This window comes from Vibrio maritimus (assembly GCF_021441885.1).
In the GTDB taxonomy this organism is placed as follows: Bacteria; Pseudomonadota; Gammaproteobacteria; order Enterobacterales; family Vibrionaceae; genus Vibrio; species Vibrio maritimus_B.
In genome coordinates this window covers 2,575,139-2,600,573 of the sequence record NZ_CP090438.1, presented here as the reverse complement: position 1 = coordinate 2,600,573, position 25,435 = coordinate 2,575,139, and the positions used below count along the sequence as shown (strand labels likewise).

Below are 25,435 nucleotides of genomic sequence, written 5' to 3'. Positions count from 1 at the left end.
ATTGGAAACACCCCATAATGGTAATTAAGGCGAAGAGCCCAGCAGGGTTCGCTGAAAAGTATATAATTGAGAGCATCTGGAACGGCCGTTTCCCTCCAGGCTCAATTCTCCCAGCTGAGCGTGAGCTGTCAGAACTAATTGGGGTAACTCGAACAACACTACGTGAGGTGTTGCAACGTTTGGCTCGTGATGGATGGCTAACTATCCAGCACGGTAAACCAACGAAAGTAAACCAATTTATGGAGACCTCAGGTCTGCATATCCTTGATACGTTAATGACGTTGGATGCCGACAACGCGACTTCAATTGTTGAAGACTTGCTTGCGGCGCGCACTAACATCAGCCCAATCTTTATGCGTTATGCATTTAAAGCCAATAAAGAGAATTCAGAGCGTACTATCGAAGGTATTATTGAATCTTGTGAAAGCTTGCTTAATGCTGAGTCTTGGGATGCGTTTATCGAGTCTTCACCTTATGCAGATAAGTTGAAGCAGCACGTAAAAGATGATGGTGAAAAAGACGAAGTCGCTCGCCAATCCGCACTGATTGCTCAAACGTTTAACTTTTACGATTACTCGTTGTTCCAGCGTTTGGCATTCCATTCTGGTAACCAAATCTATGGTTTGATCTTCAACGGTCTTAAGAAGCTCTATGATCGTGTAGGCTCTTACTATTTCTCGAACCCTGAGGCACGTACCCTGGCGCTTAACTTCTACAAAGACTTGTTAGAGCTATGCCAAACGGGTGATCGCGACAGATTACCAAATGTGATTCGTCAGTATGGTATGGAGAGTGGTCAAATCTGGAATCAGATGAAGACCACACTGCCAACAAGCTTCACCGAAGACGATAGCTAATAAAAAACCGCCGAGAGGCGGTTTTTTTATGCCACAGCAATCTTGGGTAAGGTTGAGTAGACCGATTGAGCAACCGTTGTTACCGTTCTGTCGTAGCAGTGGAAAATAAGCTCCGAAAGCTGTGACGTGATGCGATAGAGTCTCTCTTTCAATTCGTCGAGTGATTGATGATAGTCGACTTCTGAGAGAAGCTGTAATAAGCCGTCATGCAAATGTTGTTGTAGGCTTAGATCTTGACTGACATACAGCTCTGATAATTGATGTGTGAGTTGATGACACAGTGAGTTGATAGCTGCTTGACTCTCTTGGGCTTCAAGTGTCGCAATGTGCAGCCTTAGAGTGGTCAATGTATCCATATAGGGCACAATCATTTGCCAGCTTTTGCGCTGAGTCACCAGCAAGTGAGTCTGCCCGTCCGCTTTAGCCCAAGAAGATATCGTATCTTGAACGAGGATAAGTGCATCTCGAATCAACTGACTGTGGACCAACTGATTGTCTCTGACACTTTGCTGGCTCCAACTTCTCAGTTGTAACGACACTGAGGCTTTTATATCGTCAAAGCCCACTAGCCTGCCCATCGCTTTGCTTTCTAAGAGCGAGACCAACTGAGATTGTGCAGATGCCAGTTGGCGCTGGTTATTGTGTCCAAACAGCAAGCTGTAGTGTGTGGCTTCTCGATGGAGCCTGAGTAATGCAATTAGCTTTCGTAGGTCTGCTAAGCGTTGGTAGTAACACTCATCGCTGACACCACGATAGGATGCAGTGCTAAACATGCGGCGCACTGTTTTTGAGGTTCTTACTCTTGGATAATTCATTCTCGCCTCCCTGCGAAACCCAAGCACTATAAACACTAAGTTGCTTGGGTTAATTCTTTTGTCCACTTACCTTACTTATTGATTATGAAAGGTAAGTGACATAATTAGACTGTCATAATACTTGGTACAGGTTGATAGAGATCACTCGCAATTTCACTCACCAATCCATCGTAGGTAGTAAAGATAAGCTCTGATAACTCAGAGGTAAGCTGATACAAAGACTCTTTATCTAACGACGTTTCCGGGTGCGAAATCAGCTCTTCAATCTTAGTGATCGTAGTACTGTACATAGGTGATGGCACCGAAAGGGGGCCGACCAGGCTTAGGTGATTCACTTTTCTGTGCATCTGCTTACAGTAATGAAGGATTCGTTGTTTACCCAGTTCGCTATCGGCACCATCGATACAGATACGCAGCTGTGTAAGGCAATCTAATGAGTCAATCACGCCTTGCCAGACATTACGATATTCTTGCTGAAGCTCTTCGCGATCGACATCCATGAGCCAGGCCATGAAGATCTCGTCGACAAGAAATAGCGTTTGTCGAATGAGTTTCCCGTGCACAATCTGATTCTTACTAACACTGTGCTTTTTCCAAGAGCGAGTAAGAAGCTTAACGTTGCTATGCAATACTCGGTACAAGGGTTTATTGTCAAAATGAGCGACATTGACCAGTTTAAGGCAGGACTCCTCCATCGCAATTTCGATTTTCTCTAATTGCTTTACTTTCTTTTGGTCAAACATCAGCTGATAGTGTGTGGCCGTGCGATGCTGTCGAATCAAGGTGACGAGCTCACGTAAATGCACCACAAGTTGATACTTACGTTCTACTTTTGCCTCTGTCACTTTTGCGTAGTGATAGATAGCAGCCAAAATACCTAATGATAGGACTAGAGATATCAACACAAACATAACGACCTCCTTTACGTCGTTTATCGCTCTCACTCCAATCAGAGCAAGGCGAGTGCCAATGTTGAATATGCTTATAAAACAATGAGTTAATACTTTTGGGGTATAAGGAACTGCTTGCTCATGGTGCAAGTGCACTTTATTTGTGAATTTGGTCACAAAAAAAGCCAGCAAAAATGCTGGCTTTAGTCTAGCGATAAAATGGTCAATTACATGACGCGCATACCTGGCTGAGCACCTTCGTGCGGCTCTAGGATCCATAGATCACTGCCACCAGGGCCCGCTGCTAGGATCATGCCTTCAGACATACCAAACTTCATCTTGCGAGGTTTGAGGTTTGCTACCATAACCGTTAGCTTGCCTTCTAGCTCTTCAGGCTTGTACGCAGACTTAATGCCAGAGAACACTTGGCGCGTTTCGCCACCGATGTCTAGCTGGAACTTAAGTAGCTTGTTTGCTTTTGGTACCTCTTCACAAGAGATGATACGTGCAATACGCATATCCACCTTAGCAAAGTCGTCAAACTCGATCTCATCAGCGATAGGATCTTTATCAAGCTCAGTTTGGCTTGCTTTGTTCTTCTCAGCTTCTGCTTTTTCCTTCGCTGCTACTTCTGCTGCTGCATCTTCCTTAGAAGCTTCGATCATGGCTTCCACTTTCTTAGGATCGATACGGTTAAACAGCGCCTTGAACTTAGTGATTTCATGGCCAGTTAGCGGCGCGGCAATGCCTTCCCAAGTTAGCGTTTCGTTTAGGAACGCTTCGGTGCGAGCAGCCAATGCTGGCATGACCGGTTTCAGGTAAGTCATCAGAACGCGGAATAGGTTGATACCGACTGAACAGATGTCTTGAAGCTCTTGGTCTTTGCCTTCTTCTTTAGCAACAACCCAAGGTGCTTTCTCGTCAACATATTGGTTCGCTTTGTCTGCTAGCGCCGTGATCTCACGGATTGCACGACCAAACTCACGAGACTCGTAAAGCTCTGCAATGCGGTCCGCAGCAGCAACAAACTCGTTGTATAGCTCAGGCTCTGCAAAGTTGTCAGAAAGCTTGCCTTCAAAACGCTTAGTGATGAAACCAGCGTTACGAGAAGCTAGGTTAACAATCTTGTTGACGACGTCAGCATTGACACGCTGCGTGAAGTCTTCAAGGTTAAGATCTAGATCATCGATACGGCTGTTCAGCTTGGCAGCGTAGTAGTAACGCAGACATTCAGGGTCTAGGTGATCAAGGTAGGTAGCTGCCTTGATGAAGGTGCCCTTAGACTTAGACATCTTCGCACCGTTTACCGTTACGTAGCCGTGTACGAATACGTTGTTTGGCTTACGGAAACCTGCGCCTTCTAGCATGGCTGGCCAGAATAGGCTGTGGAAGTAAACGATGTCTTTACCGATGAAGTGGTAAAGTTCCGTTGAGCTGTCTTTCTTCCAGTACTCGTCGAAATCTAGATCGTCGCGTTTGTTACATAGGTTCTTGAATGACGCCATGTAACCAACTGGTGCATCTAGCCATACGTAGAAGAACTTGCCTTTTTCACCTGGGATTTCGAAACCGAAGTAAGGTGCATCGCGAGAGATATCCCACTGCTGTAGGCCTGATTCGAACCACTCTTGCATCTTGTTCGCAGTTTCAGATTGCAGCGAGCCAGAGCGAGTCCACTCTTGAAGCATGCTTTCAAACTGAGGTAGATCGAAGAAGAAGTGCTCAGAATCTTTCATTACCGGTGTAGCGCCAGATACCGCAGACTGAGGGTTGATAAGTTCCGTCGGGCTGTACGTTGCACCACAGTTATCACAGTTGTCACCGTACTGGTCTTCAGACTTACAGTTCGGGCAAGTACCTTTTACAAAACGGTCCGGTAGGAACATTTCTTTCTCAGGATCAAACAGCTGAGAAATGGTACGGCTAGAGATAAAGCCGTTCTTTTTCAGCTCAAGATAGATGTGAGACGCAAGCTCACGGTTCTCTTCTGAGTGTGTGCTGTGATAGTTATCAAAGCTGATATCAAAGCCAGCGAAGTCTTTTTGGTGCTCTTCGCTAACCGCTGCGATCATTTCTTCAGGCGTGATCCCCATCTGCTGCGCTTTCAGCATGATTGGTGTGCCGTGAGCATCATCAGCACAAATGAAGTTTACTACGTTGCCACGTAGACGTTGGTAGCGCACCCAAATATCCGCTTGGATATGCTCAAGCATATGACCTAAGTGGATAGAGCCGTTAGCGTACGGTAGTGCACAAGTGACCAACAATTTTCTTGGATCGGTTGCCATACTTTGTTTCGCTTTCTTTATTCAGAGTAAAAATATTGGCTAATACTACATGATGCGTGGCATGACTCCAAGGTATCCAGTATCAATCTCCCCAACTTTTTTAGGGTTCTGGTTCAGCTAAGTGAGTGCTAATCTTAGAAAGATTAGCGAAAGACTAACAATAATAAGGAAAGCAAGATGCGCACGTTTGAATCGAAACAAGATTTTTGCCAATGGCTGGGGGAGTTCACGTACTCAAACCTTAAGTTGGGGTGGAGCGAAGTCCCTGATGTGGTTAAGGTTGCCGCCTCTGGAGAGTTTCAAATTGCCTTACCATTTGCCAATCTCTCAGCACGAGAAGCTCTAGCAAACTGGATTGACGCGAAACAAAGCAGTGGCGACGTTGCTAAATTTTCTTACTCTGTGTCTGTCAATACTAAGTCACTGGAAACCACGGTTGCGACAGAGATAAAAGGCGTCAAAAACGTCATTGCGGTTACGTCAGCGAAAGGCGGCGTTGGTAAGTCAACCACGGCGGTGAACTTGGCACTGGCCATCAGTAAGTTGGGTGCCAAAGTGGGCATCTTGGATGCGGATGTCTATGGTCCTTCAATTCCTATTATGCTTGGCCAGATTGATGCTCATCCAGACGTTCGTGATGGTAAGTGGATGCAGCCTGTACCCGCGCATGGCATTTACACTCAATCTATTGGCTATTTAATGAGTACCGATGACGCGGCGATATGGCGCGGCCCAATGGCCTCCAAGGCACTAGCTCAGCTTCTCAATGAAACAGAATGGCCAGATCTGGATTACCTAGTCATCGATATGCCACCGGGTACGGGGGATATTCAGCTAACCTTATCTCAGCAAATTCCTGTGACGGGGGCGCTGATTGTGACCACACCCCAAGACCTTGCCCTTGCTGATGCGATTAAAGGTGCTGCTATGTTTGAGAAAGTCTCGGTACCAGTGGTGGGTATTGTAGAAAACATGAGCTATCACATTTGCAGCCAATGCGGCTCGAAAGAGCATATCTTTGGCGCTGGTGGCGCAGAGTGGATGGCGTCTAAGTTCGGATTAAACCTTCTCGGTCAAGTGCCTCTGCACATCGACATTCGTGAGTCGATTGATAATGGTGCGCCGACCGTGGTTTCAAACCCAGGAAGTGAACACGCGATTATCTATCAAGAACTCGCAGAGCGTGTGTGCGCCGATCTATTTTGGAGCGGTAAAGCCAAACCAGACTCGATCATGTTCAAGATGGTGGAATAGCCATGATATGACATGTGTTGGCTATGTTTAAAACGCGGCGCTAGTGGGTAATCGATTGCATTTCTCCATTCTTTGAGCGAAGGCAAAATTGGAGGTCAAATAAGTGAGATATCGACTAGTATCTAATGAATGATGTCCATATAATTACGCGGTTTTGTCCTCACCACCATATATGTACTAGGTGCAAAGAATGTCTGATAATAATCAATGTGTCATCGTCGGTATCGCTGGCGCTTCTGCTTCTGGAAAAAGCCTCATCGCGAGCACTATCTATAACGAACTACGTGAAAAGGTAGGCGACCACCAAATCGGTGTCATCACGGAAGATTGTTACTACAATGACCAAAGTCATTTGAGCATGGAAGAGCGTGTAAAAACTAACTACGACCACCCAAATGCACTTGATCATGATCTGCTTTGCGAACACCTAGAGCAGTTGATTCAAGGTGAAGCGGTAGAAGTACCAGAATATAGCTACACAGAACACACGCGTACGGAAAATACCGCGACTATGACACCAAAGAAGGTGATCATCCTGGAAGGCATCTTGCTGCTGACCGACCCGCGCCTGCGTAAATTGATGCACGCGACCGTATTTATGGATACACCGCTTGATATCTGTCTACTTCGTCGTGTGAAGCGCGATGTAGAAGAGCGCGGTCGTACGATGGAATCTGTTTTGCAGCAGTACCAATCTACCGTGCGTCCAATGTTCATGCAGTTCATTGAACCATCAAAGCAACACGCAGACATTATTGTTCCTCGCGGCGGTAAAAACCGTATCGCGATCGATGTGCTAAAAGCGCACATCGCTAAGCTACTTCGTGCGTAATTCTGACATTATTTAGTCGAAAACATACACGAAACGCGGTAAGAATGTTCTATACTCAATGGGTGCTCGAACCGCATTTAAATTGCTTTATTTTTTAATAGATTAGTGGCACTTTATGTGCCACTTTTTGTTTTCAGGGAAGTTGCTAATGAAAAAACTCCTCCTCATTCTTGCCATACCTGTATTGGTAATAGTGTTAGGTGTCGCTGCGCTGGTGATGTTTGTGAATCCTAACCAGTTCAAACCTATGCTCGCAGAGCAAGTCAAAAACCAAACCGGACTTGATCTTGAGATCAGCGGTGATATTAGCTGGCAATTCTTCCCATCGGTGGGGCTAGAGCTTGGGCAAACAAGCTTGAAGAACCCGCAAGGCTTCCAAAACCCAAATTTGTTCAGCGTTAGCCAAGTTGGTGTGAGCGTCGCGGTTATGCCGCTGCTTGATAAAACGCTTGAGATTGGCTCTATTACTCTAGATGGTGCACAGGTTCATTTAGAAACACTTAAAGATGGTCGCTCTAACCTAGATTCACTTACTGCAGCGCCGCAAACGGAAGCGGCAGCAGAGCCGACAACCACATCCGATGCGCCAGCTGATTCGACGGCGTCAGCCACAGACGGATGGCAGATCTCTCTATCGGGCGTGACTGTTTCAAATGCGCTGCTTGAGATGTCTAACGCACAAACAGGTACATTCACTAAGCTCTATGATGTGGGCTTAAATGTTTCTGAGTTCGCAATTGATCAGTGGACCACTGCGAATTTTGAAATGAAAGGTCAAAACAATGATCAGCAGTTTACTGCCAAAGGTACGGCTGATTTTAAACTGGCTCAAGGCTTTGCAGAGTATGCATTGAAGAACATTGAGTTTGATGCGACCTACCAAGATGCGGCGAATCAAATTCAGCAAGCACAGCTTAAGTTGGCAACCTTTGAGTTTGATAAGCCAAACGCCATTGATTTCTCAATGAAAGGCAATGCAGCCGAGCTAACCTTTGATGCTAAAGGCGGCACAACGTTCACAGTTGATAAAGCAATAAGCATGGTTACGTTGAGCGGCTTGTCTTTGGACTCGACGCTTGAAGGCGCAGCGCTGCCGCAGTCTCCGATGAAAGTCATTATGGCGTCGGATCTAAGCTTTGATATGAACAAGAGCTTTCTTGATTTTGTTCTAAATAAACTCACGGTGAACAAGATTGAGCTAGACGGCAAAGCGACCGTTCAGTTAGCCGATATCCCTAAAGTACGTTTCTCTCTTCACAGCCCGAATATCGACCTGGATGAGTTTTTAGGTTTGAATCAGCCTGCAGATAAAACCGCTTCAACGGGTGGTGAGCAAACGGGTGGCGCATCGAAACCATCGGCGAGCGAGGTGGAACCAGACCTAAGCGCGCTCAAAGGTCTGGATGTGAAAGGCAAGATCACCATCGACAAATTCAAAGCAGCGAATGCTCACATGCAAAAAGTAACCGCTGACTTTTCTGTCAATCGCGGTGTGGCTGAGCTGACATCATTTAGCTCAGAGCTCTACAGCGGTTCTATTACGGCAAAAGGTAAGTTAGATGCGCGTCAGTCTCCAGCGACTTACAGCGCGGTTAAGCGTATTAAAGGCGTCAAGGTTCAACCTTTGCTCAAAGATGTCGCTGACAACGATAAGCTAGAAGGCACGGGCAACATTGATGTCAACGTTAAAGGTAAGGGGCTTGCTCCAACTGCAATGAAGAAAAATCTATCCGGTACGGTGAAGATTAACTTTGCTGATGGTGCGGTAAATGGCATTAACGTTGCGCAGATGATTCGTGAGAATTATGCGCGCTTTAAAGGTCAGTCTTTAGACGGTCAACAGGGTCCACAAAAAACGGATTTCAGTGCAATGAAAGCGACGCTAAATCTAGCAAACGGCGTCGTATCGACCAAAGACATGACGGCAGAATCACCACTGCTTCGTATTCAAGGTGAGGGCTCAGCAAACTACGTTAACGAAACAGCAGACTTCTTAGTACGTACTTCAGTTGTTGGCACGCTAGAAGGGCAGGGTGGTCAATCTATTGACGAGCTTCGTGACGTGACGATCCCAATCAAGATAACGGGTTCATGGGCTCAGCCTCAGTTCGCGCTGGTGTTTGACGATGTATTAAAAGAGAAAGCGAAGAAAGAAGTTGAACGCGCCACAGAGCGACTAGGCATTAAAGATGAGAAAACCAAAAAGGCGGTAGACGGCCTGCTAAAAGGTTTGTTTAACTGATGTAAGTAACCCTGTTGCAATTAGAACGATAAAGCCAGCCTGTAGAGGCTGGCTTTTTTACATTCCGAGTGTCTCCACTCATTACCAATCCAAATTGCCAGGCAAACTACCAATGCAAATCGAGATCTTGCTCTTCTTCTTTGATAGCGCCCCAAGATTCAATGAGTACAGATGCAGCTGCCATATCTATATTCTTTGAATCGACAGCACCACATGGCTTGCGAAGGGTTAACGAGTAGCTAGAGTCACCGCTTGTTTCGCGAATGGATTCCCAGCAAGTCATGGACTCTTGTAAGCTTTGAATTGGGCCCCATCCTAGGACGAACTCATGCTCATTCGCACGCATCCACAGTGCTAGAGTACAACTTTCCATAAAACTCTCCGTGTTAAAGTTATGTTGCATTTATGTTTAACTTAAACGAAATGCAACCTAATGTCATGTAGAGAGTTGAGTGAAATGTACCCTGTATGGGTGACTTCTCGATATTTTGGTATCAAAAGCGTCCCCCATAAGCGGTAAGATTGGAACTTACCAGTCGACGCCTTTTAGCGCTTTTACACCAGACTCGAAAGCATGTTTGATATTTTTAACTTCTGATACTGTATCTGCCATATCAATAAGCGTGCGATGTGCTGCGCGCCCAGTGATGATCACGGACTGCATGTTAGGGCGATTATTAAGTGCTTCGACAACCTCATCCAGTTCGATATAGCCATAGCTCACCATGTAGGTCAGCTCATCAAAAAGCACCACGTCGATAGATTCATCTTGCAGCATACGTTTACACTCTTGCCAAACGCCTTGTGCGGCTTCGGTGTCGGCGGCTTTATTTTGTGTCTCCCAAGTAAAGCCGGTTGCCATCACCTGAAATTCTACGCCTAGCTTTTCGAGCAGGTTACGTTCGCCGTTATCCCATGTGCCTTTGATAAATTGTGCCACTGCGCATTTCTTGCCGTGACCGACCGCGCGTGCCACTGTGCCAAAGCCTGAGGTCGACTTTCCTTTACCATTGCCAGTAATGACCAGTAGCAGCCCTTTTTCTACCTGCGCATTAGCGATTTTTTTATCAACATTCTCTTTCACTTTTTGCTGACGCTCTTTGTGGCGTTGCTGTTTAGCGTCTTCCGACAGTGACATGGGCATTCCCTTTGTTATTCGAAGTGTGTGCCCACCATCATAAAGCAATCATGGCAGAAAAAAACGGGATAATTCCTAAGGAAATACCCCGTTTGATTACCGTATTAGCGCTTATTGTTAAGCGCCTAATCGAGCCCGTACCACTTGCTCACAGCGGTCGACGTCTTTGACATGTTTGGGTACCACTAAGATCGTATCATTGCCGCCTATCGTGGCTAAGATGTCAGCATGCGGGTCAATATCTATCAAACGAGCGATGAGCTGCGCGCTACCTGGATGAGTCTTAATGACGACCAGTGATTGGTTATTAGTAATGAGCTCAATCTGAGAAGAGATGGATGAATCAACGCGGACAGAGGTGCTCTCTGCGGTTAGGCAGTAGGCTTTTTTGCCACACGCGTTTTGCATCTTCACCACGCCTAGATGAGCCAAAAGCCTCGAGACAGTGGATTGACTGATACCGGAGTAGCCGAGGTCGACTAAGGCTTGCCTTAGTTTATTTTGGGTGGTGAAGCTTTGCTGTTGCAGAAGCTTTTTGCAGACTTCGGTGAGCTTGTGGTCATCGACAGAAACGCTATCTAAATCAGGAGTGTCGTACATGTTTCACCTATTAAATAGTAAAACTCATCCTTGAGATGGTTATATATATTGTGAATCAGTAGAAATAACACTTCATACACTACCAAATTAGGTTTGGGTAAAATATATGCCCTTATCTCATTTTGAGGTTAGGTTATTGTTTGAACACTCAAAAGCGAGAGAATCCCCTCGCTTTTATTGGTGTTTACCGCTTCACGCTTGTTTATTGACCGAGTGTTGCCACCATGACGGCTTTAATGGTGTGCATGCGATTTTCTGCTTCATCAAAGACGATTGAGTAAGGAGACTCCACCACTTCATCCGTTACTTCGCATCCTTGTGAGAGTTCTGGATAGTCAGCCGCGAGTGCTTTACCGACCGTGGTATCTTCACCATGGAATGCAGGTAAACAGTGCATAAACTTCACATTAGGGTTACCCGTCGCTTTGATCACATCCATGTTAACTTGATACGGTAGCATCAGTTTGATGCGCTCCGCCCAGGCCTCTTTGGCTTCGCCCATCGAAACCCAGACATCGGTATACAGGAAGTCACAGCCTTGAACACCTTCTTGAACGTCTTCGGTGAGTACGATTTTTGCGCCAGTTTCAGCAGCTATGGCTTGGCATTGCTCTACAAGTGATGCTTCTGGCCAAAACGCTTTTGGTGCCACAAGACGGACCTCCATACCCATTTTCGCCGCACCAACCATAAGTGAGTTACCCATGTTGTTACGAGCATCACCTAAGTAAGCGAAAGTGATTTCGCTCAGCGGTTTATTTGGGGAGTGCTCCATCATTGTCATGAAGTCAGCAAGAATCTGAGTTGGGTGGAACTCGTCGGTTAAACCATTCCATACCGGCACGCCAGCGTATTGACCGAGCTCTTCGACAATAGCTTGTCCAAAACCGCGGTACTCAATGCCATCGTACATTCTACCCAGTACTCGAGCCGTATCTTTCATCGACTCTTTATGACCAATTTGAGAACCGGTTGGACCGAGATAAGAAACTTGAGCGCCTTGATCGAATGCCGCGACTTCGAAGGCACAGCGGGTACGAGTCGATGTTTTCTCGAAGATCAGAGCGATGTTTTTACCTTTAAGTCTTGGCTGTTCGTAGCCGTTGTACTTAGCCTTTTTCAGCTCAATAGACAGTTCTAACAAATGACCGATTTCGCGAGGTGTGAAATCAAGAAGTTTTAGGAAGTTACGATTACGAAGATTGAAAGCCATAATAGTGTCCTTTTTCAGTCTTGGCGCTGGCTCATACTGCTTGAATTAAGCCAGCGCTTCATATCATTGTGATTGAGAGAATTTAGCGTTTAGTAATAACGGTGCCGGCGTTGCCTTCAAGAATGCGAAGACCATCTTCTAACGCGCCAATACCGACCATTTGCCCACCTTGTTGAATAAACTCACAAGAAGCATCGATTTTGGGTCCCATTGAGCCAGCATCAAACTGGTAGCGGGAGAGTTCTGCTGGCGTTGTGGTATGCAGTGGACGCTGGGTTGGTTGTCCCCAGTCGAGATAGACCGCATCCGCATCGGTAAGAATCAGTAGGCGATCAGCATTCAACTGTTTGGCTAAGAATGCAGCCGACATATCTTTATCGATGACCGCTTCGACACCAACCAACTTACCGTCTCTCCGTGTAACCGGAATGCCGCCGCCTCCGGTACAGATCACGAGATGACCTTGCTCAATCAAAGAGGTGATTGCCTCATGTTCAATAATGCCGGTAGGCTGCGGACTTGGGACCACACGGCGGAAGTGTTGACCGTCCGGTTTTATGGTCCAGTGATATTTCTCTGCCAGGTCGCAGGCTTCCTGCTTCTCGTAGATTGGGCCGATCGGTTTTGTTGGATCTTTAAACGCAGGATCGTTTGGATCGACCGTCATTTGAGTTAGCATGCAAGTGACATTTCTATCTGGCATTTGGTTTTTAAACTCTTGCATCAGCATGTAACCGATCATTCCTTGTGTTTCACTGCCCAGCACATCGAGGGGATAAGGGTTAACCTTTTTGTATTCCAGTCCTTGAAGCGCTAACAAGCCAACTTGAGGGCCGTTACCGTGCACCAGTACAACGTTGTATTGTTCAGCGATCTTGGAAATGGTGTTGACCGCAACTTCAATATTATGTCTTTGTACTTCAGCTTCGAGTGGCTCACCTCTTTTTAGTAAGGCGTTACCACCAAGAGCGACGACAATGGTTTGTTTTTTCATAACTTTTTCATCCATTAAGTCTTAAGGAATGGTTAGATACCATCGCGTTCAATAGGGCAGCTCATGCATCGCGCACCGCCGCGACCGCGACCGAGTTCATCTCCAGGAATAGGGAGCACGGTGATACCAGCCTTGTCATACTTCTCATTGGTGTAGGTATTGCGTTCATAGCCAATAACGACGCCTGGTTTAACGGTCAGTACGTTGTTAGCGTCATTCCACTGTTCACGTTCTGCTTCAAAGTTGTCACCGCCTGTGGTGATAAGATTGAGCTTGTCGACGTGCAGTGCTTTCTCAATGGTGGAGATGTATGAGGTTTGCTGTGTGGCTTTTACTCGACCTGATTCATCACCTGTAAGGCTCCAGCACTTCACATCGTCAGGAATCACATTTGGATAGACCGAGAAGGTGTCTTCACGCATATGTGTCATGACAGTATCTAAGTGCATGCAAGAACGATCTTTTGGCAGTTCTAGTGCGATGACCTGTTTAGCTTGACCATGTTTGAACAAGCTAGAGGCAAGATGTTCAACGCCTTGTGGGGTTGTGCGCTCGGACATGCCGATGAGCACCGCACCTTTGCCAATGACTAGGACGTCACCACCCTCAATTGTCGAGTGGTCATAAGCGAGAGGCTCATCACCAAAGTACTTGATGAAGTCTTGACCGGCGAAACTTGGATGCCAGCGATAGATAGCGCGTAGATGGTTAGTTTCTCTTTGACGCGCCACCTTAGCCATGGGGTTAATAGAGACGCCACCGTAAACCCAGCAAGAGGTATCGCGGGTAAATAGGTGGTTTGGTAATGGGTCAATGATGAAATCATTTTTCTTATACAGAGACTGCAGCATAGAAGATGACTCTAAAGGCATCTCTCCAAAAGAAAGCCCACCAGTTAGAATCTTCGCGAGTTCCAGATTTGGAAGGTCAGCGAGGTAACATCTGACGTCATTCGCAAAGGTTGGGCCATAACGGAAGTCCGATACCTGAGTATTAAGTAGCCAATCTTTTGCTTCTGCGATTGCTAGGGTTTCTGCAAGAAGGTTGGTGAGTAGGAGTACTTCGACACCTTGCGACTCAAGTGTTTTAGCAAACACATCGTGCTCTTCACCCGCTTTTTCGACAGCAAGCACATCATCGAAAAGAAGCTGGTGGCAGTTAGATGGGGTAAGGTGTGTGAGAGCACGGCGTGGACGGTGAATTAACACACGGCGTAACTGACCAACTTCAGAACCAACATAGAGTTTATTCATAATCAAATCTCTCTAGTATTTATAAAAACTCAAAGAGTTTTATGTAGGGTATTTATTATTAGCTTCGTTGTGGTGGATATAATATGCATTAACTTATTCAGGATATGTTGGATCTTGATCACACACTTACTGTGCTACTGATTGGGTTAAAATAGGCGGCTGTTAACAATATCTATTCTTTAAAGGTCTCGAATAAAGTTGGGTATTTGACCGTTTAGGCGGGAATAATATGCATGAATTATTCGAAAAATAACGATTAAATAAAGCGCGAAGGAAATTTGATTCGCATTAGTTAAAATAATTCATTTCATTAGGTCGGCAGAATATGCATAACAGGCTACTAGATACCGTTTTTGGTCGCATTTTAGAGGTAATTGTTAACAGGATTTCTACCAAAAGTCGGATCTTGATCACTTTTTCAGTCAGCTTTGAAAGGGTTAAGAGTGTTGATATTGAGGGAGCTGAAGCTGTCGAAGGAGAGAAAAAAGAGATGATAGGGCAGTGGGAAATGGCTGTAACGAGCACTAAATAAAGAGAAAGCCCGCTATTGATAGCGGGCTTGTATCATTCGGCGCAGTTTGACTGAATCTTCAAAGCAGAGTTGTCAGCGAAACTAGCCGATCATGTACTTAGCCGATCAATGTGCCTAGGCTAAGCATAATGACACAGAACAGGGTTAGGATACCCATAAGCGGTGCGACCCATTTCAACCACCGAGCATAAGGTACGCGAGCGATGGCAAGTCCACCCATCACCACGGCCGAGGTCGGTGTTACCAGGTTCACCAGCCCCGAGGCAGATTGATAAGCGGTGATCACGAGATCCCTTCCAACGCCTGCAAAATCACCGAGAGGTGCCATGATCGGCATGGTCAATACGGCCAAACCTGATGTTGATGGAACTAAGAATGAAAGTAGTATTTCTAAGAAAAACATCACATTAACGAAGACAATTGACGACAGCCCCGTCACTATGTGCTCGGCAGAATTGAGGATGGTGTCGGTGATCATTCCCCTGTCCATCACGACCACAATGCCGCGCGCGATACCAATGATGAGAGCCACACCTAGCAAGTCTCTTGCGCCTTCAATAAAGCTTTCTATAAACGACTCTTCACTCATTCGTGCGACGAAACCAACCAGAATAGACGCAGCCAAGAACATCGCTGAGATTTCTGCCATCCACCATCCAGCGATAGAGACTCCATAGATCATGACTGCGAATGAACCAGAAAAAATGGTCAGGATGACTTTTCGAGTCGTTGTGAAATCAAGTTTCTCTTCGCCTTTATTACCTAAGAAGTGCGCTTTGTTTTCCTCATACTTGTCATAGACAATGGATTTGGTCGGGTCTGCTTTGACCATCTTGGCGTAACGCATCACATAGGCAACGCAAATCACCCAACCGACCACGAGCATGGCAAGACGCAGCATAATGCCATCCGTAAATGGAATGCCCGAAGCGTTGGCGGCGATGACGGTGGCAAATGGGTTAATGGTTGAGCCAAGCACGCCGATACCCGCTCCCAATAGAATAGTGGCTGCTGCGACGAGTGGGTCAAATCGCGCTGCCATCATGACCGGTACAAGTAAGGTATAGAAAGGCAGTGACTCTTCGGCCATGCCGTAAACCGTTCCGCCGGCTGCAAATAGAGCCATGAGGATAGGGATCATCAATTCCTCTCGCCCCTCAAGACGATGAGTAACCCGCTCGATACCTGCGTCTATTGCCCCCGTTTTGGTTACCAAACCAAGAAAGCCACCGATGACAAGTACGAACAGAGATACATCGATTGCGCCTGCCTCATAGCTGCTGTGATCGTAGAAACCGTCGATGGGTGCCATCAACACATCTATCGGGGTTTGAGGGTTACTTTCAACACTAGAATAGGTGCCAGCAACAGGGACTTCTCTTCCAAGGTCATCATTCATTACTCGCTCATATTGACCAGCGGGAATGATCCAAGTCATCAAAGCCACGATAGCAATGAGTGCAAACAAAATGGTGTAGGCAGAAGGGAACTTAAAATTGGTAAAAAAGCCGCCGGACTTTTTTGGTTCATGGACGACGTGGGCGGTCATAGCATTCTCCTTAGCAGGAAGTACTTTCTTCCCGCTTAGCTGTACGTTTAATGTTCAATTACCACATTGAAGCCATAAGAATTACTAATCTTTAGTGTGTCAGAAATGTACTATTAATCGCGATAAATAACTTGAGTCTGGTTCACATTTATTCTTGAGGAAAATAATCGGCAGCATTGGTAATGAAATATAAATGGACAAACAGTGGAAGAATAGTGAAAAACTATTTTTAAATGGCTGGGTTTGTTTCTTAGGTCGGATAATTATGCAGTATTTAAGATAATACTATTATTTTGATCTAAGTCACTTGAGGATTAATACGTTAAATAAGTAAAGGCTGTCGATGGAACCTTATAGTGGCAGCCTTATATATTTTTTATTGCGTTGACTTATCATGCTGAGCTTCGATGTCAGCTGCTTTGCTTGCCGCTGGTCTTGCATGAAGTGCCGATAAGTACCTTTTGAGCGCTGGGTACTTGTCGAGCAGAGCCAACTCGGCGGAGATCTCGATGATCCAAGAGAGAAGAATATCCGCGGCACTGAACTGATCACCGAGTAGCCAAGTATTGTCGCTGAGATGATCGTTTAGATAGCCAAGGATTAATGCCAGTTCCTGCTTGCTGTAACCATCAAGAAAGCGCGTTTCACTGCCATCAATCTTTAAGAAGTAGTGGAGTAGCAAAGGCAGCGAGGCTGAGCTTTCAGCAAAGTGCAGCCATTGCAAGTAGAGCGGGTAGTTCTCAGAGTCTTTTACCGGCATCAGACTGTCTGCACCAAAGCGCTCAGATAAATACTCGGTAATGGCTCCAGACTCTGCCAATACCTGACCATTTTCTTCAATTACGGGTGACTTACCCAACGGATGAATCGCTTTAAGCTCGGCTGGTGCCAGATTGGTTTCCGGTACACGCTGATAAGCTTTGATTTGGTATGGAACCTGAAGCTCTTCAAGTAGCCAGATGATGCGTTTAGAACGAGATTTATTGAGGTGATGTAGGGTAATCATTATCCGCCAACCTTTACGTTAAGTGTGTAATGTCTCTGTCTAGTTACGTAGCACAGTATCAGTATGATATTTTAATTGCAATAAATATAATTGCGCACAATTTATGTGTAAAGTATGCGTATCTCTTAGTAAGTGATTATGGCTGGTGGCTGAAGTATTGTTGGTATCGATGGGTACCTAATTAGACCTTAGACTAGACTTGTTATAACGTAAGGATGAAAACGTGTATCAACAAGCCGTTGATTCGATTAGGCTCATTTCAAACTGAGGTAACCCAAATGGATCGAACCACCTATGCTGCAGACAGCAAGTATTACTCTAATCATCGCTTTGAAGGTGATACAGAAAAGTGCATGTCTGAGATGCGTCAACTGATTCAATCATATCGTGAACAGTTCACTGATTTACCCGTTGAAGAGGCTTTAGAAGGTAAACTGGAGGGGCAGATCAGGGTGACCAAAGCGGATATGGAAGAGAAAGCGCCTCCATTTAATACTGACCAACACCTCGTCGCGATACGTGAACCTATGGCCGCTCGAACTGAGGCGGATAAGATCGCGGCAAAAAAGCATATTTTGCTCTATGTTGACCGATGCGTCAGGCAATATGCAGGTCAGCCCAACTCTGTGATCAATTGCGCTTTTGCGTCCATAGTCGAGACTATGTATCACCTAGAAATTTTAGAGTTTGATGAAGCGGAAGCGCTGTTGGTCAAGACAACACGAGAGGTACTGGCACCAGAAAGTGACTCGGATAACGATTCAGATTAGATGCGCTCCCAAACTCTTTCTGATAGGGCTACCGAATTGGTAGCCCTTTTTAGTTTAAACCGCCAAGTAAGAGAAAGATCCAAGCGACTGCCATTGAAAATCGAAATACCCACTTGCTTCCTTTTGCTTCCAAGTCGTTGTTCATTGTTTGTAAATACCTTATATCTCTTCTAGAGCGTGATGCTTACATTTTGCCGACGTTCGACTTGTTATTCGAACTAGGTTCTCATCAGTTTTCGAATGAATGATGAAAGAGTAGTTTCCCCAAACGACAAAAGCCTTCCTTGAGGAAGGCTTTTCTAGCTTTCAACCGTTATCGGTTGATATCGATAACATCGATAGGAAGTTTCAGTGTGACAGGCTCAAGTGGTTGCTGCTCAGCGAGCTTACCGCCTCGAGCTTCAACGCGCTCCCATGCAGCCGTCTCCCAACCTTGGATCTTATCGGTTAGTGCTGGTGCGTACGGCTTGATACCTGTGTCGAAGACTTCAATAAACACATCGTTATTATGAATCTCCGTATAGCAGGTATGCTGGTCACCGTAAGGACAGTTCGAGATAACCACATACATATCTTGCTCGGCATACCATTCGATGGCGGTTCCGTCCTCTACAGGCGGCGTCGGACACATGCGTGCACGAGTGATATTTTGCTCATCGAGCATAAACTGGTTGCCTTGGAAGATGTTCCAGTCGTTGCGGTCTGCAAAGAACTGAGTTACCTCTTTACGGATCTTTTCGTCTTCAATGTTCGCGATAGCAGGAATTCGACTAAACGCATGCAAGAAGTTCTCGTGACATGAGTTCGTCACCTTGTCCAAGCCGTGTGCTAGACCAATATATTCAGGTGAGCAGTGAGCTGCGAGCCAAATATGCGTAAAGCCCTCTGGCAATTGTTCATATGGAAACTCATCTTCAACCAGCGTCGCCATTTTTCTAAAGTGACGCGATTGAGACCAGATACCGGAATATAAGCGTTGGTTAAAGCCTTCGATTGCCGTTGAGTTTAGGTGATCTGAATACTGCTCCAGATCAGTTGTCACCATCAACACATCCATAATTTGCGTTCGACCGTTGTTGCCGTCTGCGCTTGGACGTTGCTCAATACGAATAACCTGGCCTGCTTTTACCAAGAACGAGTTACCAGTCTCGCGCTTTAGTACATCAGAATACACATGCTTGCGAGTGCCGTTGCGTTTGGTGTCGCGAACACGTTGATAGAAGTCTAGGTCTGCTGACAGTGAGTCTGAGTAGGTTTTTACTGGGTCAACGTTAGCGTCGTAAGAAGAATCGAAGTTTTGAGCAAGTTGCTCACCACATGGCTTACATAGTTCAGTCATAGTTTTTACCCTATGCTAAGGAATCCATTTCGATTATGGCCGTGGGTTCCATGCACGACTTCTGATAAACACCTGAGGGTGTGTCCCCCTTGGTTGATTGACATAGTAAACGTGAGTCAAAAAATAGACAAAATAGGAACCGCTCGAGGGAGCGAATAGATGAGCCTTGTAATTGTTTGAGGAGGTGCTACCCGCCAAACCACTCAAAGCGTAAAGCTATATAGGCTTTTCTTCGATTTGTTGATTACGGGCGATGTAAAGCCGATAGATGGTAATTAGGTTAGTGATGATAAACGTGGTTTCAACGAGAGAGCCCCCAATTGAGCCAAGCCAGATGTTATGAGTTGCCCAACAGAGCGAGTTAAATAGAATAAGGCAACGAAGGGTAATGCCTTTTTTGGAAAACAGAGCCCAAGTCCCGACCGATGAACCGATGACTGTCAGAACCTCGAACATGCTGGTCACATTCGGGACGGTCATCCCCCACATCACGGCGATAAAACACCACATCACGCCTCGAGACTGCGTTTTTATCGATATAAAGCTTCGTATCGCGTTCAACGTTACACCGATAGCCGCAACCGTGGCGCCCATTAAGACGAAATGAATCGCCATAATGAAGCAGAATGTGGTCATGTGATAACGAAAGCGAATGTCGTCTTTTTGCCAGAATGCCATCACACCGAAGATGAATGCGATGCCTCCAATGGCTTGTGCAATGAGATTGTCCAACGAACGCCCCTATAAAATGAACCTACAAAAACGAAATAATGAGCTGAGTAGCACGCCACCCAGCTCATTTTTATAGCGAAGAGGGAGAGTTAGTCCCTAAGCTCAAAGTAACGTTTTGCGTTACCAAAGCAGATGTCTTCAACCATAGGCCCCAGCAATGAAAAGTCATTAGGTACCTCACCATTCTCTGCCCAGCGTCCAACCATGTCACACAGTATGCGTCTAAAATATTCATGGCGAGTGTAAGAAAGGAAGCTGCGAGAGTCGGTCAGCATACCAACAAACTGGCTGAGTAGACCAAGTTGCGACAACTGCTCCATTTGGCGCTGCATGCCATCTTTTTGGTCGTTGAACCACCAACCCGAACCAAACTGTATCTTGCCTGCTATGCCTCCGCCTTGATAGTTACCAATCATGGTGGCCATCATCTCGTTATCACGTGGGTTCAAGCAGTACAAAATAGTGCGTGGCAGCTCATTAGTTTTATCCATATCATCAAGCAGATGTGCCAGCTCAAATGCGAATGGACGATCGCCAATCGAATCGAAGCCTGCATCAGCGCCTAACAACTGGAACATACGAGTATTGTTGTTGCGCTGAGCGCCAATATGTAGCTGCATCACCCAGCCTAATTGAGCATAACGCTTCCCTAGCCATACTTGAACAGCCGTAGAGAACTGAGCACACTCATGCTCAGTCAGACTTTTGCCGTTTAAGCGTTTGGTGAGCAAGGTGTCTAAATCTGAATCTGTCGGGATAGGCGCATAGCGTACTATCTCGATGCCATGATCGGCGGCGCGACAGCCATGTGCGTCGAAGTGCGCTAGACGCTTATCAAGCGCAGCGGTCAAATCACTAAAGCGCTGGATGTTGATGTCGGCTGCTTGCCCTAGTGCTTGCATATAGTCTGCAAAGCCATCGAACTCAATCTTAAACGCTTTATCTGGACGCCAGCTAGGTAAGACTTGGGTCGTGAAGGAAGCGTCATCAGCGATAGCCTTGTGATGTTCTAGGGTATCGATTGGGTCATCAGTCGTACCGGCCATGACCACATTCATCTGCCGCATAATGCCCCGAGCGCTAAACTCCGACGTTGCGAGCATCTCGTTACATTGATGCCAAATTTGCTCAGCCGTTTTTGGGCTGAGTAGAGTACCAGTGATACCGAATGGGCGGCGTAGCTCGAGGTGCGTCCAATGATACAGTGGATTACCAAGTGTTTGCGGAACGGTTTTTGCCCACGCTAAGAACTTTTCATGATCGCTCGCACCGCCAGTAATCAAGTGCTCTTCGATGCCAGCAGAGCGCATACCACGCCATTTGTAGTGATCGCCCTCTAGCCAAATCTGGGCTAGGTTGTCGAACTGGCGATTTGTTGCTACTTCTGCAGGGTTTAGGTGGCAATGATAATCGTAGATCGGCTGTGAACTCGCATGTTCATGATATAAGCGGCGAGCAGTCTCGTTCGACAGCAAAAAGTCTTCACATAAAAAGTGCTTCATTGTTGTTTCCCCTTATAAAGCTGCAACTGTATGTTTTGCACCATGCTCAATCAGTGATTGATAGGCCGTACTTACCGCATCGATGACAATAGGATTCTGTCCAAGCTCAGTAGGGAAAATCGCCTCAAGGCTGAGCAGAGCAGGAACCACAGAAACGTTCAATCCATGTTGTTCACAGATTTGCTTTAGGGTTTCTGACATAGGGTCGCGAACATCAATCGCATTACCTTGCTCATCTTGGGCGGCGACGTAACGCATCCACCCTGCAATACCGGTCGCCAACCACTTAAACTCAGAACCATTTTCTAGGTGATATTTCAGGCTGCCTCCCATACGCTGTGGGATTTTTTGGCTTCCGTCCATCGCGATTTGCCACGTTTTGTGCTTGAGGCTTGGGTTGGTAAATCGGTCAATTAGCAGTTTGGCATAAGCTTCTAAGTTAGTCCCCTCGGGCATAGTCAATGAAGGCGCTTGTGCCTTCATCATCATGTCAAACGCCGCCTTACGATAGCCGGGATCCGTCATAGTGTCAGAGATGTGTGCATAGCCTCCGAGGTAACCAAGATAGGCTAGGAAAGAGTGGCTTCCGTTAAGCATACGAAGTTTCATCTCTTCATAAGGCACCACATCGGCAACAAACTCGGCGCCAGCAACATTCCAGTTAGGGCGACCGGCAACGAAGTTATCTTCGATTACCCATTGATGGAAAGGCTCACAGGCAATGCCACAAGGGTCTTCAACACCAAGCAGCTCGGTAATTTCAGTCAAGGTTTCAGGCGTTGCGGCTGGGACAATTCGGTCGACCATAGTGCAAGGGAAAGTCACATTAGCTTCAATCCATGAACCAAGTTCAGAATCGAGCAGTCGGGCAAATTCAAGAATTGCCGCTTTTGCAACGTGGCCGTTTTCTTGTACGTTGTCGCAAGACATGACAGTGAATGGAGGAAGGCCGCGTTCTCGGCGGACTTTCAATGCCTGCACAATATATCCAAGAGCCGTTTTGGGCGTGGTCGGGTTTTCCAGATCTGCGATGACAAGAGGGTTGTGTTTATCTAGCAGACCGGTTGCAGGGTCTGCGCAGTAACCTTTTTCAGTGATAGTCATGGAAACGATGGCGACTTGTGGCTCAGCCATTTTCTCGATGACGGCTTGGATACCGTCTAAATTTGGATGCAGAGATTCGGTAACGGCACCAACCACCTTGATCTCGGTGGAAGTTGCGCCTTTTTCAGCCACTGAGTATAGGTGGTCTTGCTCGCGAAGAGATTCAATAAGGTCCTCACCACCAAATAGGTTGACCTCACAAATACCCCAATCGCTGTCCGATTTTCTTGCTACCTCATCAGTAAACAGACCTTGGTGGGCACGATGAAACGCCCCAAATCCAAGGTGGACTATGCGGCTTTTAAGTTGGTTTCTTGGGTACAGAGGAGTGTTTACGCCGTCATTCAGTTTTGTGTTGGCAATTGATTTCATTATTGTTTCCTTGTACCCGCTGGCATGCCAGCGGGTGATTAATTGCTTATGTCGATTAGTAGCCTAGAACCAAGTTCGGAAGGAATAGGCTTAATTGAGGAATGAAGGTCACTGCCAACAGCGCGAAAATCAGTGCGGCGTAGAAAGGCAGTAGTGGTTTAATTACTTTATCGATGGAGATATTCGCCACCGAGCAACCGATAAAGAGTGCACTACCTACTGGAGGAGTACAGATACCGATGGCAAGGTTGAATGTCATCATGATGCCGAAGTGTACTGGGTCGATACCAAGGTCAAGGGCGATCGGTAAGAAGATAGGTGTAAAGATAAGAACAGCTGGCGTCATATCCATAAAGATGCCGACGATCAGCAGAATGACGTTGATGATGAGCAAGATCATCAGCGGGTTCTCTGAAATAGCCAGAAGGGCGTCTGAGATCATGTATGGGATATCAGCATTCGCCATGGCCCACGACATTCCCATCGAAGCGCCAACCAGCAGTAGCACGATCGATGTTGTTACTGCAGACTCCAGTACAATCTTAGGCAGGTCACGCCATCTCACTTCACGGTAGATAAGCACCGCAAGAATAAAGGTGTACATGACCGCTATCGCCGACGCTTCCGTTGCGGTAAAGATGCCGCCAATGATACCGCCCATAATAATGACGATAAGCATAAGTGACGGTGCTGCCTTCAAAAAGGTATCCCACACTATTGCTAGGCTAGGGCGCTCAGCAACCGGGTAGCCGCGGCGTTTAGCAATGAATCCAGCCACCATCATTAGGCTCAAACCCATGATAAGCCCTGGAATGTACCCAGCAAGAAACAGTGCAGCAATAGAAGTACCACCAGAGACCAATGAAAACACGATCAGTGTATTACTTGGTGGAATCAGCAAACCTGTCGGACAAGAGGTAATGTTAACGGCAGCGGAAAAGTTCTCGTCATAGCCATCTTTCTTTTGTAGTGGTGACATGGTGCCACCCACAGCGGCCGCTGAAGCCACAGCCGAACCTGAGATAGAGCCGAACATCATGTTTGCCATAACGTTAACGTGGGCGAGTGAACCAGGCAGGCGCCCACCAAGTACTTTGGCAAAGTTGATCAATCGAACGGCAATACCGCCTTGGTTCATGATGTTACCCGCCAAGATAAAGAACGGAATTGCCAACAGAGCAAAGTTATCAAGGCCAGCAGCCATGCGCTGAGCAACAACCGCAATAGCGGGCTCAAGAGGTAAACTCATTAGAATAGTTGCTAGTGACGACAAGCCAATAGCAAAAGAAACCGGAACGCCAATTGCGAGCAAAAACGCAAACGTACCAAAAAGGGTCAAAATTACTTGCCACTCCATATTGGAATACCTCTATTTAATCCAGTTGAGAGCCAGCATAAGGGGCGCTACCACCTGCTAACTGTTTGATTCGTTCAATAGCAAAAACGATCGAGTAGAAGATCATCAAAGCCCCGCTGATCGGCAGACAGAAATAGATGTAACCCATTTCTAATCCTAAAGCGGGTGTCACCTGACCCATCGCCAGTGTTTTTAACGCGAGCTTAGTGCCTCCATAAACAAGAACGACAAAGGCGAAGAGTGCGATCGCGAGTTGAATGACAATTTCGTTAATGGCTTTTCTAGTACCCGTTAACTTCATAGTGAGAAGATCGATAGCCAGATGACGCTTTTGACCTGTGGTATAGGCAGCGCCAATAAGAGCAACCCACATAAACAGATAGCGGGCGAGTTCGTCGGTGACTGTGCTGGGTTTGCCGATCACATAGCGTGATATCACTTGCCAAATCACGCAAAAAACAAGAAAGGTCGAGAGGGACACGGTAAAGCCCGCTAAGCCTCTATTTATGTAGGTGACCAATTTATTCATTCTATTTTCCTTCAGCGTAAATGTGCGTCTATGAGCATATTTTGGGCGACCAATTGGGGTTTGAGGTTCGCGGTTGCATAATAAACACACTAATTTTCGTTTTGGATTATAGCGGCACACCAAAAATGTTCATGTGACCCCTCTCACATTCAAATTGGTTGACCAATTGTTTGGGTTTTATTGTGATATTGGTCAATCAATTGATCATTTAGGTTTGACGGTATCGATGGGTAGCGCCAATATTGCATTCGAAACAGCCAATACCCT

The 25,435-nt window shown here is 46.3% G+C and carries 22 protein-coding genes; 5 read left to right on the top strand and 17 right to left on the bottom strand.

All coding sequences use genetic code 11. The features are described from left to right. Positions 1–17: 17 nt before the first annotated feature. Positions 18–857 (top strand): fatty acid metabolism transcriptional regulator FadR, encoded by an 840-nt coding sequence (gene fadR, locus LY387_RS11775; RefSeq protein ID WP_234494256.1) that lies wholly within the window; start codon positions 18–20, stop codon positions 855–857. A gap of 26 nt (positions 858–883) precedes the next feature. Here the strand turns inward: fadR and LY387_RS11770 are convergent, their stop codons facing one another. The 3 genes from LY387_RS11770 to metG all read right to left on the bottom strand — a co-directional run bounded on the left by LY387_RS11770 (position 884) and on the right by metG (position 4,850). Further along, positions 884–1,672, bottom strand: a complete 789-nt coding sequence (locus LY387_RS11770) for a hypothetical protein (protein ID WP_234494255.1) — start codon at positions 1,670–1,672, stop codon at positions 884–886. A 104-nt stretch (positions 1,673–1,776) separates the two neighbouring features. Continuing rightward, on the bottom strand, positions 1,777–2,583 hold the full coding sequence (locus LY387_RS11765; protein WP_128649060.1) for a hypothetical protein: 807 nt from the start codon (positions 2,581–2,583) through the stop codon (positions 1,777–1,779). A gap of 206 nt (positions 2,584–2,789) precedes the next feature. After that, positions 2,790–4,850, bottom strand: a complete 2,061-nt coding sequence (metG, locus tag LY387_RS11760) for a methionine--tRNA ligase (RefSeq protein WP_234494254.1) — start codon at positions 4,848–4,850, stop codon at positions 2,790–2,792. Positions 4,851–5,027: 177 nt separating this feature from the next. On the opposite strand from metG, the gene apbC reads away from it, so the two are divergent. The 3 genes from apbC (at position 5,028) to LY387_RS11745 (ending at position 9,178) form a co-directional block, all read left to right on the top strand. Next, positions 5,028–6,104, top strand: a complete 1,077-nt coding sequence (apbC, locus tag LY387_RS11755) for an iron-sulfur cluster carrier protein ApbC (RefSeq protein ID WP_234494253.1) — start codon at positions 5,028–5,030, stop codon at positions 6,102–6,104. A 190-nt stretch (positions 6,105–6,294) separates the two neighbouring features. Continuing rightward, complete coding sequence (gene udk, locus LY387_RS11750; RefSeq protein ID WP_042474065.1) at positions 6,295–6,936, top strand: uridine kinase; 642 nt, start codon at positions 6,295–6,297, stop codon at positions 6,934–6,936. A gap of 148 nt (positions 6,937–7,084) precedes the next feature. Beyond that, a complete protein-coding gene (locus LY387_RS11745; RefSeq protein WP_234494252.1) occupies positions 7,085–9,178 on the top strand; it encodes an AsmA family protein in 2,094 nt (697 codons plus the stop codon). 106 nt (positions 9,179–9,284) lie between these two features. On the opposite strand, the gene LY387_RS11740 is transcribed toward LY387_RS11745, so the two are convergent. The 8 genes from LY387_RS11740 to LY387_RS11705 all read right to left on the bottom strand — a co-directional run bounded on the left by LY387_RS11740 (position 9,285) and on the right by LY387_RS11705 (position 17,463). After that, positions 9,285–9,551, bottom strand: coding sequence for a hypothetical protein (locus LY387_RS11740; RefSeq protein ID WP_234494251.1), 267 nt, complete (start codon positions 9,549–9,551; stop codon positions 9,285–9,287). 156 nt (positions 9,552–9,707) lie between these two features. Beyond that, the gene (gene cobO, locus LY387_RS11735; RefSeq protein ID WP_042474070.1) at positions 9,708–10,316 is read right to left on the bottom strand and encodes a cob(I)yrinic acid a,c-diamide adenosyltransferase; all 609 of its coding nucleotides are present in this window, start codon (positions 10,314–10,316) and stop codon (positions 9,708–9,710) included. 117 nt (positions 10,317–10,433) lie between these two features. Further along, the gene (locus LY387_RS11730; RefSeq protein ID WP_234494250.1) at positions 10,434–10,916 is read right to left on the bottom strand and encodes an arginine repressor; all 483 of its coding nucleotides are present in this window, start codon (positions 10,914–10,916) and stop codon (positions 10,434–10,436) included. A gap of 202 nt (positions 10,917–11,118) precedes the next feature. Then, a complete protein-coding gene (locus LY387_RS11725) occupies positions 11,119–12,129 on the bottom strand; it encodes an ornithine carbamoyltransferase (RefSeq protein WP_128649062.1) in 1,011 nt (336 codons plus the stop codon). Between the two features lie 82 nt (positions 12,130–12,211). After that, complete coding sequence (gene arcC, locus LY387_RS11720; protein ID WP_234494249.1) at positions 12,212–13,123, bottom strand: carbamate kinase; 912 nt, start codon at positions 13,121–13,123, stop codon at positions 12,212–12,214. A gap of 32 nt (positions 13,124–13,155) precedes the next feature. Then, a complete protein-coding gene (gene arcA, locus LY387_RS11715; RefSeq protein WP_042474078.1) occupies positions 13,156–14,376 on the bottom strand; it encodes an arginine deiminase in 1,221 nt (406 codons plus the stop codon). A 629-nt stretch (positions 14,377–15,005) separates the two neighbouring features. Next, positions 15,006–16,457: a YfcC family protein gene (locus tag LY387_RS11710; RefSeq protein ID WP_234494248.1), complete on the bottom strand. Its 1,452-nt coding sequence runs from the start codon at positions 16,455–16,457 to the stop codon at positions 15,006–15,008. A gap of 376 nt (positions 16,458–16,833) precedes the next feature. Further along, positions 16,834–17,463: a glutathione S-transferase family protein gene (locus LY387_RS11705; RefSeq protein WP_234494247.1), complete on the bottom strand. Its 630-nt coding sequence runs from the start codon at positions 17,461–17,463 to the stop codon at positions 16,834–16,836. A gap of 278 nt (positions 17,464–17,741) precedes the next feature. Between LY387_RS11705 and LY387_RS11700 the strand changes: the two genes are divergently transcribed. Further along, positions 17,742–18,233, top strand: a complete 492-nt coding sequence (locus tag LY387_RS11700; RefSeq protein ID WP_234494246.1) for a hypothetical protein — start codon at positions 17,742–17,744, stop codon at positions 18,231–18,233. Between the two features lie 313 nt (positions 18,234–18,546). On the opposite strand, the gene LY387_RS11695 is transcribed toward LY387_RS11700, so the two are convergent. The 6 genes from LY387_RS11695 to LY387_RS11670 all read right to left on the bottom strand — a co-directional run bounded on the left by LY387_RS11695 (position 18,547) and on the right by LY387_RS11670 (position 25,168). Continuing rightward, complete coding sequence (locus LY387_RS11695) at positions 18,547–19,572, bottom strand: DUF1989 domain-containing protein (RefSeq protein WP_234494245.1); 1,026 nt, start codon at positions 19,570–19,572, stop codon at positions 18,547–18,549. A 216-nt stretch (positions 19,573–19,788) separates the two neighbouring features. Continuing rightward, positions 19,789–20,304 carry a YgjV family protein gene (locus tag LY387_RS11690; protein WP_234494244.1) on the bottom strand — a complete coding sequence of 172 codons (516 nt, stop codon included), beginning with the start codon at positions 20,302–20,304 and terminating at the stop codon, positions 19,789–19,791. An 89-nt stretch (positions 20,305–20,393) separates the two neighbouring features. Continuing rightward, positions 20,394–21,806: a glucuronate isomerase gene (gene uxaC / locus LY387_RS11685; RefSeq protein ID WP_234494243.1), complete on the bottom strand. Its 1,413-nt coding sequence runs from the start codon at positions 21,804–21,806 to the stop codon at positions 20,394–20,396. Positions 21,807–21,818: 12 nt separating this feature from the next. Beyond that, positions 21,819–23,282, bottom strand: coding sequence for a mannitol dehydrogenase family protein (locus tag LY387_RS11680; RefSeq protein WP_234494242.1), 1,464 nt, complete (start codon positions 23,280–23,282; stop codon positions 21,819–21,821). A 55-nt stretch (positions 23,283–23,337) separates the two neighbouring features. Beyond that, positions 23,338–24,639 carry a TRAP transporter large permease gene (locus LY387_RS11675; RefSeq protein WP_234494241.1) on the bottom strand — a complete coding sequence of 434 codons (1,302 nt, stop codon included), beginning with the start codon at positions 24,637–24,639 and terminating at the stop codon, positions 23,338–23,340. Between the two features lie 16 nt (positions 24,640–24,655). Next, positions 24,656–25,168, bottom strand: coding sequence for a TRAP transporter small permease (locus LY387_RS11670; RefSeq protein WP_234494240.1), 513 nt, complete (start codon positions 25,166–25,168; stop codon positions 24,656–24,658). Between the last annotated feature and the right edge of the window lie 267 nt (positions 25,169–25,435).